At 49.4% G+C, this 12,580-nt stretch carries 13 protein-coding genes and 1 other annotated feature (1 of these 14 cut by a window edge); of the genes, 4 read left to right on the forward strand and 9 right to left on the reverse strand.

Annotation, left to right across the window (positions count from 1 at the left end):
* Positions 1 to 41: 41 nt before the first annotated feature.
* Positions 42 to 1,202: a M20 metallopeptidase family protein gene (locus GQS10_RS01190; protein ID WP_166238154.1), complete on the reverse strand. Its 1,161-nt coding sequence runs from the start codon at positions 1,200 to 1,202 to the stop codon at positions 42 to 44.
* A 197-nt stretch (positions 1,203 to 1,399) separates the two neighbouring features.
* Between GQS10_RS01190 and GQS10_RS01195 the strand changes: the two genes are divergently transcribed.
* The gene (locus tag GQS10_RS01195) at positions 1,400 to 1,750 is read left to right on the forward strand and encodes a YugN family protein (protein ID WP_166238156.1); all 351 of its coding nucleotides are present in this window, start codon (positions 1,400 to 1,402) and stop codon (positions 1,748 to 1,750) included.
* Positions 1,751 to 1,765: 15 nt separating this feature from the next.
* On the forward strand, positions 1,766 to 2,932 hold the full coding sequence (gene ftsW, locus GQS10_RS01200; RefSeq protein ID WP_166238158.1) for a putative lipid II flippase FtsW: 1,167 nt from the start codon (positions 1,766 to 1,768) through the stop codon (positions 2,930 to 2,932).
* A gap of 26 nt (positions 2,933 to 2,958) precedes the next feature.
* On the opposite strand, the gene GQS10_RS01205 is transcribed toward ftsW, so the two are convergent.
* Positions 2,959 to 3,345: an Asp23/Gls24 family envelope stress response protein gene (locus GQS10_RS01205; RefSeq protein ID WP_166238160.1), complete on the reverse strand. Its 387-nt coding sequence runs from the start codon at positions 3,343 to 3,345 to the stop codon at positions 2,959 to 2,961.
* A gap of 170 nt (positions 3,346 to 3,515) precedes the next feature.
* Between GQS10_RS01205 and cax the strand changes: the two genes are divergently transcribed.
* Positions 3,516 to 4,565 carry a calcium/proton exchanger gene (cax, locus tag GQS10_RS01210; protein ID WP_166238162.1) on the forward strand — a complete coding sequence of 350 codons (1,050 nt, stop codon included), beginning with the start codon at positions 3,516 to 3,518 and terminating at the stop codon, positions 4,563 to 4,565.
* A 49-nt stretch (positions 4,566 to 4,614) separates the two neighbouring features.
* On the opposite strand, the gene GQS10_RS01215 is transcribed toward cax, so the two are convergent.
* From GQS10_RS01215 to GQS10_RS01240, 6 genes are all read right to left on the reverse strand, one after another.
* The gene (locus GQS10_RS01215; RefSeq protein WP_166238164.1) at positions 4,615 to 4,902 is read right to left on the reverse strand and encodes an Fpa/YlaN family protein; all 288 of its coding nucleotides are present in this window, start codon (positions 4,900 to 4,902) and stop codon (positions 4,615 to 4,617) included.
* Between the two features lie 155 nt (positions 4,903 to 5,057).
* Complete coding sequence (locus GQS10_RS01220; protein ID WP_166238166.1) at positions 5,058 to 5,297, reverse strand: HPr family phosphocarrier protein; 240 nt, start codon at positions 5,295 to 5,297, stop codon at positions 5,058 to 5,060.
* Positions 5,298 to 5,367: 70 nt separating this feature from the next.
* Positions 5,368 to 6,483, reverse strand: a complete 1,116-nt coding sequence (locus GQS10_RS01225; protein ID WP_166238168.1) for an aminopeptidase — start codon at positions 6,481 to 6,483, stop codon at positions 5,368 to 5,370.
* Positions 6,480 to 7,220: a TVP38/TMEM64 family protein gene (locus GQS10_RS01230; RefSeq protein ID WP_166238170.1), complete on the reverse strand. Its 741-nt coding sequence runs from the start codon at positions 7,218 to 7,220 to the stop codon at positions 6,480 to 6,482. The genes GQS10_RS01225 and GQS10_RS01230 overlap by 4 nt, the downstream gene beginning before the upstream one ends.
* Positions 7,221 to 7,281: 61 nt before the next feature.
* A complete protein-coding gene (locus GQS10_RS01235) occupies positions 7,282 to 8,106 on the reverse strand; it encodes a hypothetical protein (protein ID WP_166238172.1) in 825 nt (274 codons plus the stop codon).
* A 63-nt stretch (positions 8,107 to 8,169) separates the two neighbouring features.
* Positions 8,170 to 10,023 carry a sensor domain-containing diguanylate cyclase gene (locus tag GQS10_RS01240; RefSeq protein ID WP_166238174.1) on the reverse strand — a complete coding sequence of 618 codons (1,854 nt, stop codon included), beginning with the start codon at positions 10,021 to 10,023 and terminating at the stop codon, positions 8,170 to 8,172.
* Positions 10,024 to 10,446: 423 nt separating this feature from the next.
* On the opposite strand from GQS10_RS01240, the gene rpsD reads away from it, so the two are divergent.
* Complete coding sequence (gene rpsD / locus GQS10_RS01245; protein WP_166238176.1) at positions 10,447 to 11,046, forward strand: 30S ribosomal protein S4; 600 nt, start codon at positions 10,447 to 10,449, stop codon at positions 11,044 to 11,046.
* A 142-nt stretch (positions 11,047 to 11,188) separates the two neighbouring features.
* Here the strand turns inward: rpsD and tyrS are convergent, their stop codons facing one another.
* Positions 11,189 to 12,454 carry a tyrosine--tRNA ligase gene (gene tyrS / locus GQS10_RS01250; RefSeq protein ID WP_166238178.1) on the reverse strand — a complete coding sequence of 422 codons (1,266 nt, stop codon included), beginning with the start codon at positions 12,452 to 12,454 and terminating at the stop codon, positions 11,189 to 11,191.
* Between the two features lie 68 nt (positions 12,455 to 12,522).
* Positions 12,523 to 12,580, reverse strand: a binding site (T-box leader); it runs 191 nt beyond the window's last position.

The following is a 12,580-nucleotide window of genomic DNA, read 5'->3' on the forward strand; positions in this document are numbered from 1 at the left end:
GTTTAGACTTCCCTGAGGGACCGAATCCATGCGTTAGAAGATCAGCCCAAATAGGCTTCCGCCATTCGGGTAAACCACTGCGCGGAAAGAAGCATGGCCTTCTCATCAATGTCAAATAACGGGTGGTGATGCGGGGCCACATGCTTTTCGCTGCCCGCGCCGACAAAAACAAAGCAGCCCGGCACCTGTTGCAAATAGTAAGCGAAATCTTCCCCGGCCATAATAAAAGGACTCTCCATTACGTTGGACTCTCCTACGGTTTGCCGGGCCACCTGCATCGCAAGCTCCGTTTCGCGCTGCGGGTTAACGACCGGCGGGTACCCCCGCTTGTACTCAAACTCGGCGGTAGCCCCCTGCATCTCGCAGCTCGCCTTAACGACCTCTTTCAGACGGCGTTCCGCCAAATCGCGGGTTTCCGCAGTAAAGGAACGAACCGTACCGATCAACGCCGTCTTTTCCGCGATCACATTAAAAGCCGATCCCCCATGAATCGAGCCAATGGAAATGACGCAAGGGTCGGTCGGATCGACGTTGCGGCTCACGATCGTTTGCAGGTTGACCACGAGATGCGAGGCCGTTACGATGCTGTCCACCGTCTGATTCGGCAGACCTCCGTGTCCACCCTTACCCTGTACGGTAATTTGGAACTCATCGGCGGCTGCCATGAAAGGACCCGCTTTCGTCTGAATCGTGCCTACGGGAAACGGCGTCCACAAATGAACTCCGTATATGGCATCGACGCCTTCCAATGCGCCGTCGCGAATCATGCCAAGAGCGCCGCCCGGACTTACTTCTTCCGCAGGCTGGAAAATAAATTTTACGTTTCCCTTTAAACGGTCGCGTACCGAGCATAAATGCGCAGCCGTTCCAAGCAGCGCGGCCGTATGCGCGTCATGTCCGCAGGCGTGCATGACTCCGGGAACCTTCGATTTATATTCACAATCCTTCTCATCCTGGATCGGAAGGGCATCGATATCGGCGCGAAATGCAATCGTAGGTCCCTGCTCCGCCCCGCGCAGCAGCGCCGTTATGCCGTGACCGCCAACCCCCGTCGCAACTTCCAGCCCAAGATCGGACAGCTGTTTCGCAATGAACGCTGAGGTTTCTTTCTCTTCATAGGAAAGCTCCGGATTTGAATGCAGGTGGCGTCTCCATTCCACCATGCGCGGATACCATTGATCCAATCCTATAGACAATGTCATGCGCAGCTCCTCTTTCCACTCGGTTTCGATTTGTACTTATTGTAGCATGTTCGTCTTTGCGTGTTCCATTATGATCCTCGCAAAGCGTGAAAAGGTTCGTTTTTTTGCCTAAAGCGCGGCTTGCACATCGCCATGAAACATACTATCATGGAAAAGACAGCTAACCTGCTGCATTACGAAACTAGGAGGAATTTTTTGTGATTCTCGAAAATACAGGATTAAACGGTCAAAAAACCGATCTTCACCATTTGGATTCCGCCTCTTCCAAAATCGGCTTTGTCCGGTGGCAGTGGGAGTACTATAGAGCGACTTACGATTACAAAATCGACGACACCGCGTCGGGTGCCGAATATTATCTTCGCATCAGCACTCGCGCCGTTGAAGGTAAGCTGGAAAACCCGGACGCGATTTTGCGCATTGACGACGTATATCTTGGACGTGCGACTTTCCCGCATGGACTCGATTACGAAGGCCAAGTGCCGGAGCAGGTATTAAAAATTGCCAAGATGAAGCTGGCTGCGCTGAAAGACCAGCTTGCTAGCCATTAATAAAGGGAAGCGCCAATGAACTCCTCGAAAAGGGGAACACCGGACTTTCTTCTCTTGATTCTAACCTTTATTCTTGTCTGCTTCGGACTTGTCATGGTATTCAGCTCCAGCAGTGCAACTGCGGCAGCCGACCCCGATATTGCAGACAAGTTTTATTATTTAAAAAAGCAGGTCATCTGGGTTATCCTTGGCTCGATCGGAATGCTGACACTGATGAATATCCATTACAGCAAGCTGAAGAAATGGTTTCTTCCGTATTTGATTGTTGTCATGGTGATGCTCGTTATTGTTTTGTTCCGTCCACCCGTCAACGGAGCGCACAGCTGGCTCCAGATCGGAAACTTAGGGATTCAGCCCGCCGAATTTGCGAAGCTGAGCATTATATTATATTTATCCGCGCTCATCAGCAAAAAAGGAGAAAAGTTCCGCGATTTTCAAAGCGGGCTCCTTCCGGTTATCGTCATGGTCGGATTGTTATCCTCTTTAATTTTTATGCAGCCTGATTTTGGCTCTAGTGTTATCTTCTTGGCTTGTGCCTTCACCGTTATTCTTACCGGCGGCGCAAATCTCAAGCATTTATTTTCTATTATAGGAATCATTGGCGCAACTGGCGCTGTTTTTATCGGGATCTATGCGCTCATCAAACAGGATCTCGGTTACCGCTTCGATCGTGTCACCTGCTTCTTGGATCCTTGGTCGGATACCTCGAATGCATGCTACCAAATTTTGCAGTCCCGTTATGCCTTCGGGCACGGTGGCCTTACCGGTACCGGCATCGGACGCAGTGTGCAGAAGCTGCACTATCTCCCGGAGGCACATAACGACTTCATTTTTGCCATTGTAGGCGAAGAACTCGGTTTTATCGGGACAAGCCTATTCCTGCTTGCGTATTTGTTATTTATTTGGCGCGGACTCATTGTCGCCCTTCGTTGTCCCGATCTGTTCGGTACGTTAATTGGAACGGGTGTCATGGGCATGCTCGGGGCCCAAGCCTTTATAAATATCGGCGGGGTAACCGGTGCCATTCCTTCCACGGGAGTAACACTGCCGTTTATCAGCTATGGCGGCTCTTCTTTACTCGTATGTATGTTTAGCATGGGGATTCTGCTCAGCGTTTCTCGTGAGCAGCAGGAACCCAATGCCTCGGCCTCATACAACAAAAAGGCAGTTCCGGTGAGATAGTTCGCCGAAACTGCCCTTTTTAGTGCCTATTTTACCCGAAGCTGCTGGGACGGCTCCTCTTGAGCATCCTCTTTAAATGCAACACCTTCTACTTTCACATTCACTTCAACGACCTGGAGGCCGGTCATATTCTCGATGGCTTCCTTTACATTGTTTTGCAGGTCTTGACACACCTCTTGAATCTGCACACCGTAGTTGACGATGACGCGCAAATCAACTGCCGCCTCTACCTGCCCGACTTCGACGGTAACGCCCTTCTGGACATTCTTCCCGCTCAGCCGCTTGGCTAAGCCTTCAGAAATGCCTCCCGACATCGCTGCGATGCCTGGGGTATCCAACGCCGCCAAACCTGCTATGGTTGAAACGACATCGTCCGACACGCGTACGGACCCGTGCTCCTCGTGTTTTGCCATAGACAACCACCTCTTTTCGTATCGTAGTTCCATTGTATAAGTTTATGGGCTCTGCCGCAACCGACCGACCAATTTTTGAATTGGAAATCATTTGCTCTCCGTCAGCCGGATAAGATATAGTAGAGAGGCTGTTATTTTTTGCTCGGAACTTTTATAGGGGTGAAATTGGAATGAATCCAAAGGTGTATTACACTTTACTGGGCGGAGGCTTTATTGCCAGCGGAGCGGCTCATTACTTGCATTTGCCGATGATGGTGCAGTTCGTGATTTCCTGCGTAGCTATTATTCTCGCAGCCAGCTTTCTCGGAAAAGCGACGGAAAATGTAGCGCACTATGCAGGACAGCGGCTGGGCGGTTTTTTGAACGCCACTTTCGGCAATGCAGCAGAACTTATTATTGCTATTCTTCTCATTAAAGAAGGTCTTTTCGATATGGTAAAAGCAAGCATCACCGGTTCGGTGATCGGGAACCTGCTGCTTGTGCTCGGAGCAAGCTTTGTTGCCGGGGGATTGAAGTTTAAGGAGCAAAACTTCAATGTAAAGCTAGCTTCCCACAACTCTTCGTTAATGATCCTTTCGATTATTGCCCTGTTCGTGCCGGCGATGTTCGCTTCCCGGCTGACTAGCGCCCAAACCGAGCAAATGAGCTTATCGGTAGCTGTCATTCTCGTTATAGCTTATTTGCTCTGGCTGCTTTTTTCCATGGTTACGCATAAGCATGTTTTGACGGATGAAGCCGCCCCAGACCATGGGGAACAGCCTTCCTGGTCAAAAGGCACATCCATTGTGCTGCTTATTGTAGCGACAGCGATGGTCGCTTTCGTCAGCGAATGGCTGGTCGGCACATTGGAGGAGGTTACACATCGTTTTGGACTTTCCGAGCTGTTTGTCGGCGCATTCCTGATTGCCATTGTCGGCAACGCGGCAGAACACAGTGCAGCGATATTACTTGCGATGAAAAACAAAATCGGCGCGTCTGTAGAAATTGCCATCGGCAGCTCACTGCAAATCGCCCTGTTCGTCGCACCGGTGCTCGTCCTCGTCAGCTTCTTTATGGGGAAGCCGATGGACATTATTTTCACCGTAGAAGAGCTTGTGGCCATGGGCGTCGCCGTATTTATTGCCAAAAACATTTCTCAGGACGGCTCCTCCAACTGGTATGAAGGCTTCCTGCTCTTGGTGGTTTATATGATTATCGGAATCGCCTTTTATTTGATCTAGCTGCGTACAAAAAAACGCCGATGCTCCAAAATTGGAGACTCGGCGTTTTTTATTTGCTTTGGCTAAGCGCTTCGTACAATTCTGCCAAATTCCGCTCAAGCTTGATCAGCAGCGCTTTTCCGTAATGTTCATCGAGCAAACCTGCGCGCACGGCAAAATCAATTTCCCGAGATAAGCCGTACATCTGCGTGTCTAGCACTTCCTCGTACACCGGGCAACGGCGGTTTGTCAGAGTTTCCATCTGGATCTCGATCAACTTCTCTATCTTCTCTGCATCCTCCTGCAGAAGCTGCAGCGCCTTTTGATGTAATTCTAGCATTAGTTCCGATGAAGACATTGTGGTCCCCCCTTGTCTGCCTGCAATGTACCTATGTCTATATTAGACGAAAACGAGGCTTTGTACAAGTGAGGTATTCGCGGGAAAGCGCTGCCAAAATAAAAAATGATCCTTCCCTTCAATCGGGTCAGGATCACTCTTTCGGCGATCGGGTATTAGATTACTGCTACCGTCATGCCGTGCTTTTCAAATACTTCCTTCATCGCTGTCTTCGCTTCTGCTTCATCCGGGCCATGAACATGCAGTTCATATTCTCCGGTGTTCACCAAAGTTGTGAACAGTCCAAGGATGCTCTTCACATCGATATACTTGTTCTCGTATTGAAGAACGATAGAGGACTTGAATTGGTTTGCAGTTTGGGAAAGTTCGACGATAGCAGCATTTTTGTTGGACATAGGATCGCCTCCAGAAATATTTGATACCATCATACCTTGTAACGAATCACCTGTGCAAGAACAATTTGGATTATTTTAACTGATCCGGGTTGAGTCCCTTCAAGTCCGGTACGACAAACAATCCGTCCTTACGAATTAACTCATCATCGAACCATACTTCTCCGCCGCCATATTCCGGGCGCTGAATGAGCACGAGATCCCAATGTACGGCAGAACGGTTGCCGTTGTCCGCTTCTTCGTAAGCTTGACCTGGGGTAAAATGCAGGCTGCCAGCAATTTTCTCGTCAAACAATGTATCCTTCATTGGATGAAGAATATAAGGATTAAAGCCAAGGCTGAATTCGCCGATGTAACGAGCCCCTTCGTCCGTATCGAGGACGGCGTTCAGACGTTCCGTATCATTGGCTGTCGCCTCTACAATCTTGCCGTTTTCAAAACGGAAACAGATGTTTTCGTATGTAACTCCCAAATGCACAGACGGTGTATTATAGGTGATGACCCCGTTAACGGAATCGCGAACCGGCGCCGTATACAGCTCCCCATCCGGAATATTCCGCTTGCCGTCGCACTTGACATTGCCGATGCCCTTAATGGAGAAGGACAAGTCTGTGCCCGGGCCGACGATCCGAACCTTGTCTGTACGGCTCATGCGCTCCGAGAGCGGGTCCATTGCTTTCGACATTTTCGCATAATCCAAATTGCAAACGTTGAAATAGAACTGCTCAAACGCATCCGTATTCATACCGGCCATTTGCGCCATTGCATCGTTCGGGAAGCGCGCAATAACCCAATTTGTATGCTTCACCCGGCGCTCAAGATGTACCGGCTTCGTGTAAAGCTGCTCATACTGGGCCATTTTATCGGAAGGAATGCCGGATAGATCACTTGCATTCTCGGAAGCCCGGATACCGATCCACCCGTTCATTTTGTTCATTCGCTCCAAATCATGCGCAGCCCACTCTTCAATATGTGCCTTCGATGCCGAAGAAATAATAACGCGGCGGATATTGCGATCCTGAAGCTCAACGTAAGGATTTCCCCCCGCCTGATATATTTCTTCAATAAGAGCTTTGACCAGCTCGCGCTCGCCGCCGATCATTTCAATTAATACATTGTCACCTTGCTTTACACCAACCGAATAATGAACCAACTGCTTCGCCAACTGGCTAATGCGCGGATCTCTCATGGTGTTTCTCCTCCTTTTACGTACGTTTCGAGCCTTTTCTCCACTTTCTGGACTTCATTCTTTGCTTTCATTCTTTTTTTTACCGCAACTCCAACCAGTCCCAGCACAACAAATATGGCGGAAAGCAGCAGCAGCCGTTGTTTATTTTCCTGAAAATGCATCAGGTCATAGCCAAGCATGCACTCCATAAAAATGATCGGGAGCTTTCCGAGTGCTGAAGCGGATGCAAACGAAGCAAAGCGTATTTTAGAAATCCCGGCTCCGAAATTAATCACGGATGATGGGATAACCGGGATGACCCGCAAAAATAAAATTACGAAAAACCCGCGTTGATCCAAGCTTTGATTAAATAAAGCTATGGAAGGGTAACGCGAAATGCGCCGCTCCACCCATTCATGGGCGAAATAACGCGTAACATAAAAGGAAATGCAGGCAGCGATTACCGTGGCGGTGTAGGCGATAATAAAGCCTTTTACAAACCCGAAGGAAACCGTGCAAATCCCCCCAATAATAAAGAAGGGCATGACCGGAAAAAAGGTTACCGTGAATACAACGGCAACCGCTAGGACATACGCCATCCAGCCAAAGGAGAGTAAATATTGCGATAACTGCTCTACATTGGAGTTGAGCAATATTGAACCCGTTTTCGTAAAAAAAAGAAAATAAACGACGCCGATTCCTGCTGCTAGCAGCCCGAGCAGCGCCAGAGACTTTTTCCATACTTGTGATTTCCCCATGTTTGACCTCCCCGGCTTAAAGCCCAAGCCTCATTGTAGCATGTTTTAGGCGGTAGGAACATTATGGGTTCTCGATTGATTCCCGGTCAATAAGCTGATCTTCAGAATAATTGTAGAAGCGGTAAATCGTTCGAGACGTTTCCTCCCTCTCCGCTTCCTCATTCTTATATTGGAGCGTTGTACTCGCCTCCAGCTGTGAAGGCAGCTCCGTTCCTTTATCTATATATAGCCGATAATGCGTATCGGTATTAACGGAATCCAGCATCGCAATATATTTCCCGCGAGCCTGCTCAATCCGTTCCGCTGCGATTGCTTTCCAGCGCTCCTGCTGCTCGGAGCTTAACCCGTACTTCTCCGTAACGCGGCCCAGCATTTGCTCCAGCTCCGCCTCTGCTGCGGCTTCTCCCCACTGCTCCTTTAAGAATGCCGCCATCTCATTCGGCTCCGACTCAATATCAAGCACTAAGGTTACATTATCAGAGAGCTCCTGGTTTACCGTTACACTTCTCTGCACATCCGCCAAACGATTCAGCTGGACCAGCGGGTTCAGCTTGCTTGCCGAAGAAAGCGTCTGTTCTTCTGCAGCTGATTCATTTTTTTTCGTAATTACCGCTTTACCTCTGCCCTGTACATACCCTTGAAATTCAATATCTTTCGTTAAGGAAATATCTTCAATGGTAACACTGCTTTCCCCTTGGAAGGCAAAGTTCTCTGCATCGTTTACTTTTTTCACAGTATCTCGCAGCAGCTGCTCGCTTTCTACTGAACCAGCGGGATAGGTACAGCCTGCGCATAGCCCTGTAAACAGAGCGATACCGGCCGCCCCGGCTGCCATTCGCTTGCCCGCTTCCTTGCGGAGGAAACGCTGAATTTTGCATGTAAGCATAATAAAAAAACCTCCCTTCTTCGCAACATTTATCGTGTCCCGAAAAAGGGAGGTTATTCCGCCTCACCCAACCTGATATTGATTTTTACCCGAATGCTTCGCTTGATACAGCGCCATGTCCGCTTTGTAGAACAAGCTCTCTACACTAATTTTGTCATCCTCGCTCTTCCATTCCGAGATGCCGCAGGATACCGTAACCTTCGGGTTCGTTTCCTCACTGACCCGGCTGCGGATGCGTTCCGCGATTCGGATTCCCTGTTCGACAGAGACCTGAGGTAAATATACCGCCAGCTCCTCCCCTCCCCAGCGCGCGGCAATATCCGATTCTCGAATGCTGGATTGAATGATTTCGCTGACTTGAATCAATATTTGATCGCCGATCTGATGCCCGAACGTATCGTTCACCATTTTAAAATTATCGATATCGACAACGATTAGAGAACCGCAGAAGTCGCGGTTTTGGCGCAGCCTTACTTGATCATTCAAATAATGACGGGCATATAAGCCTGTCAAATTGTCGGTGATTACCATTCTGCGAACCTCGGCGTGCAGCGAAGCGTTGGTCATGGCTAGGCCGATGTGTCCTGAAATGATTTGCAGCAGCTTATAATTATTATAGGAGAAAAAATTCGGCAGCTGATGGGTAATTAAAATGACGCCGATGACTTCCGAGTTGGCGATAATCGGTGATGCAAGAAGAGATCGTGAAGCGGTCTGCAGCATCAATCGCGATTCGATTTCCGGATGCTTTTGAAAATCGGATATGATCAATGGCTCTTTCGTTCGATGGACAATGCCGCAAAAGCCGTAATCCGTCGGAAAATCAGCATCACGGATTTCATCCCAATTCGTTGACGTAACTTGAAAGGCATCCTTCTGGGGCGACAGCTGAAGAATGACCGCCACCTCGGCGTGGAAAATCTGCACCAGCTCCACCGTCGCAAACTCCAGAATATCGGTAAGCTTAAGGCTTTGATTCAAGCGTTTGATCATTTCATTGATCAGCTTGTATTCTGTCACCAGCAATTTGGAATGCTCATGCAGCACCGCATTTTCAAAAGAAACTCCTGCGTTATCGACGAGGGAGAAAAGCGTCGCCAGCGCTTCCTGCTCCACATCGGCTTCTCCCGCTCCCCTTGTGATCCGTATGACGCCGTAAATGCCCTGCTTCCCTGACATCGGCAGCGCAAGTTGACACTCACCATGTTGCCGGTGTACCACCGGTTTCCCATGGACAAACGCCTCTGTGCACGGATCCTGCTCATCCTGCTGCAGTACGAGAGGGCGAACGCCCTTCCTTTCGACCTGGTGATCCTGAGATAAAAAGACGTCCACCCTGTAAGAAGGGTACCAATGACGAAGAATATCCATAAGCTCAGCCAAAACATCGTCAACATCGATCTTCGCGTTCAGCCTTCGTACCGCATCATAAAGCAGTTCCGTTTTGTGCAGGCTAGCCCCCGCTTCCGGCCGGCTCCCTTCGATGGCTGCCTCGCCTTCCGCATACATTCGGAAAGAAGCGGCGGCCATCCGTACAGCAAGGGAAGCAGAAGCCATATCAGCTTTAACAGCAAGTCCCAGCCATACCTCTTCGTTTCCTATAGACAAGGGGTACAAACCAATTCTTTGCTCGTCTAGCTCCAGCCATATGACGTCAGGTTCAGACATCGAGGCCACTAGCCGCTTGTCCCGCAAGAGAGCAAGCTTACTGAGGATAGCCTCCCCTTCTGCCGGAGATCGTTGAGAATCATATAGGTACCACCCGGCTTGCGGGCTGAATAATATCAAAAAACGATCCGTTCCGAGGGAGAACTCTCTTGAAATAAGAAGGCTCCACTGGAAAAACGTTTGGCGAATCCATAAAGGAAGCGCCTTCGCATCGCTGCTTCCTTTATCAAAGTACTCCGGTTGCCACATATACGGGTCCTTTCTACATTTTTGCTGGAAAACGCTTACTTAATCATACAAAAAAATATGCTTTTTTCTGTTGGCCATGTGTTGTTTCCGATACGAGTATCATACTAAATCCAGAACCTCCCTGCACGATTTTTTTGTATCTATTTCCAAATCATTTTTTCCTATGGGCATAGCGTAAAATTTGTTCCGTGTCAAAGTGTTTATCTTGACACCGCAATTGCGATCATATAAAATTAGTACTCGATGTGATTGCTTTGAAAGTAAAGAAAAGCGTGTGGAACCCTCTCACGGGTTTTGTCCTCCTGCAGGCAGCGGCTGAAACCCTGCAGGGAGTTACGAACTAACTATTCGGACAACGCCCGACACATGAGTTTCTTTCTTTACAAAACCATATAACTTTTGAAAAGAAGGAGTTACTCATTTATGTCACGTTACACTGGTCCTAAATTCAAATTAAGCCGTCGCCTCGGCATTTCCCTTAGCGGAACAGGCAAAGAACTGAAGCGTCCTTTCCCTCCGGGTCAGCATGGTCCTGGACAACGCCGCAAGCTTAGCGGTTACGGCATTCAATTGATGGAGAAGCAAAAGCTTCGCCACATGTACGGTCTGAGCGAGAAGCAATTCCGCAACCTGTTTGACCGTGCTTCCAAGCTTCCAGGGATCTCCGGTGAGAACTTCATGTTCCTGCTTGAGAGCCGTTTGGACAACCTCGTTTACCGTCTTGGCTTTGCAAACTCCCGTGCAGGCGCACGCCAGCTCGTTGCACACGGCCACGTAACTGTAAACGGTAAGAAGGTTGACATCGCGTCCTACCAAGTTCTTCCTGGCGACGTAATCGGTCTTCGCGAAAGAAGCCGTTCCATGAAGTCCATCAAGGAAGCACGTGAAGGTCGTCACCACATCCCAGCTTACATCGATTTGAACGAGAACACACTGGAAGGAAAGTACATCCGTCTTCCAGAGCGTTCCGAGCTTTCCCAAGACATCGACGAAAAGCAAATCGTCGAGTTCTACAGCCGTTAATAAACAAAAGCAGTTTCCTTCGGGAAGCTGCTTTTTTTGTTCTAACCCACCTGAGGAACAAAAAGAGGCGCCCTCGATCCTGCAGAGGAATACATTTCGTATTCCTCATTCTTTGGATCGGGAACGCCTTTTCCCCTTGCTGCTACCCTATACGCACCTTAGCAAACAAACGCTTGCCTACCTGGACGACATCGCCGTCCTGTACCGTGATGTCTGCATTCGGATCGCTGATTTTCTGCTCATTAATTTTCACCGCGCCGCCCTGTACACTGCGTCTCGCTTCCCCGTTGGAGCTCTGCAATCCAAGCGTCACAAGCAGCTTAACGATGCGGATCACGCCGCCCTCCAGCTCCGCTGCAGGAAGCACCCGCTCCTCGATTTCATCCGGCAGAGCACGCTGCTGGAATACCGTAACAAAACGCTGCTCCGCTTCCGCAGCCGCCTCTTCCCCATGGTACATGCGCACAAAAGTACGGGCTAACTGCATTTTTGCGTCGCGGGGATGAACGGTGCCGTTTTGCAGCCCCTCTTTCAAGGCAGCCAGCTCCTCGTTGCTGATATCGGTAGCAAGCTCGTAATACTTCAGCATAAGCTCGTCCGGTACCGACATCGACTTTCCGTAGATGTCGTTCGGCTCCTCTTGAATACCGATGTAATTGCCAAGGCTCTTACTCATCTTATTTACGCCGTCCAAGCCCTCAAGCAGCGGCATCATAATGGTTGCCTGTGTCGGAACACCGTATTCCTTTTGCAAAGTCCGTCCCATCAACAGGTTAAACTTTTGGTCGGTTCCGCCAACCTCCACATCCGATTTCAAAGCTACACTGTCGTAGCCCTGCATCAGCGGGTAGAAAAACTCATGAATGCTGATCGGCTGGTTGGACTGATAACGCTTCGTAAAGTCGTCACGCTCCAGCATCCGTGCTACCGTCACCTTAGCCGCCAGCTCAACCACGTCAGCAAACGTCAGCGGGGCAAGCCAATCGGCGTTAAAAACAACCTTCGTTTTTACCGGATCAAGGATTTTGAAAATTTGCTCTTGATATGTTGCGGCATTCCGCTTGACATCTTCCTCTGTAAGCTGCTTGCGCGTTTCCGATTTGCCCGTCGGGTCGCCAATCCTTCCCGTAAAATCCCCGATAAGGAGCTGCACCTCATGTCCAAACTCTTGGAACTGCCGCAGCTTATGAAGCACAACCGTATGTCCGATATGTATATCCGGTGCCGATGGATCAAGCCCCAGCTTAATCTTTAGCGGTGACCCGGTAAGCAACGAGTTCGCCAGCTTCTCCTTTAAATCTTCTGCTGGAACAATTTCCGCCGTTCCCCGACTGACCGTCTCCCATTGACGCTCGACCTCCGCTTTCTGCTCAGGGGAAAGCTTCTCCCATATCGTTTGCTCTGACATTTTGCACCATTCCTCCACACATTTTTTCGAATTGATCGCATAAAGACAAAATAAAAAACCTTCGCATCCCAAGGGACGAGAAGGTTCAGCTCGCGGTACCACCCTAATTACGGCATGACGTTCCTT

This window comes from Paenibacillus turpanensis (assembly GCF_011421635.1).
Taxonomy (GTDB): domain Bacteria; phylum Bacillota; class Bacilli; order Paenibacillales; family YIM-B00363; genus Paenibacillus_AK; species Paenibacillus_AK turpanensis.

Excerpts from the sequence above, each read along its gene's own strand:
- GQS10_RS01190 (WP_166238154.1), bottom strand. The coding sequence starts at position 1,202 with ATGACATTGTCTATAGGATTGGATCAATGGTATCCGCGCATGGTGGAA.
- ftsW (WP_166238158.1), top strand. The coding sequence starts at position 1,766 with ATGAACTCCTCGAAAAGGGGAACACCGGACTTTCTTCTCTTGATTCTA.
- GQS10_RS01205 (WP_166238160.1), bottom strand. The coding sequence starts at position 3,345 with ATGGCAAAACACGAGGAGCACGGGTCCGTACGCGTGTCGGACGATGTC.
- cax (WP_166238162.1), top strand. The coding sequence starts at position 3,516 with ATGAATCCAAAGGTGTATTACACTTTACTGGGCGGAGGCTTTATTGCC.
- GQS10_RS01215 (WP_166238164.1), bottom strand. The coding sequence starts at position 4,902 with ATGTCTTCATCGGAACTAATGCTAGAATTACATCAAAAGGCGCTGCAG.
- GQS10_RS01220 (WP_166238166.1), bottom strand. The coding sequence starts at position 5,297 with ATGTCCAACAAAAATGCTGCTATCGTCGAACTTTCCCAAACTGCAAAC.
- GQS10_RS01225 (WP_166238168.1), bottom strand. The coding sequence starts at position 6,483 with ATGAGAGATCCGCGCATTAGCCAGTTGGCGAAGCAGTTGGTTCATTAT.
- GQS10_RS01230 (WP_166238170.1), bottom strand. The coding sequence starts at position 7,220 with ATGGGGAAATCACAAGTATGGAAAAAGTCTCTGGCGCTGCTCGGGCTG.
- GQS10_RS01235 (WP_166238172.1), bottom strand. The coding sequence starts at position 8,106 with ATGCTTACATGCAAAATTCAGCGTTTCCTCCGCAAGGAAGCGGGCAAG.
- GQS10_RS01240 (WP_166238174.1), bottom strand. The coding sequence starts at position 10,023 with ATGTGGCAACCGGAGTACTTTGATAAAGGAAGCAGCGATGCGAAGGCG.
- rpsD (WP_166238176.1), top strand. The coding sequence starts at position 10,447 with ATGTCACGTTACACTGGTCCTAAATTCAAATTAAGCCGTCGCCTCGGC.
- tyrS (WP_166238178.1), bottom strand. The coding sequence starts at position 12,454 with ATGTCAGAGCAAACGATATGGGAGAAGCTTTCCCCTGAGCAGAAAGCG.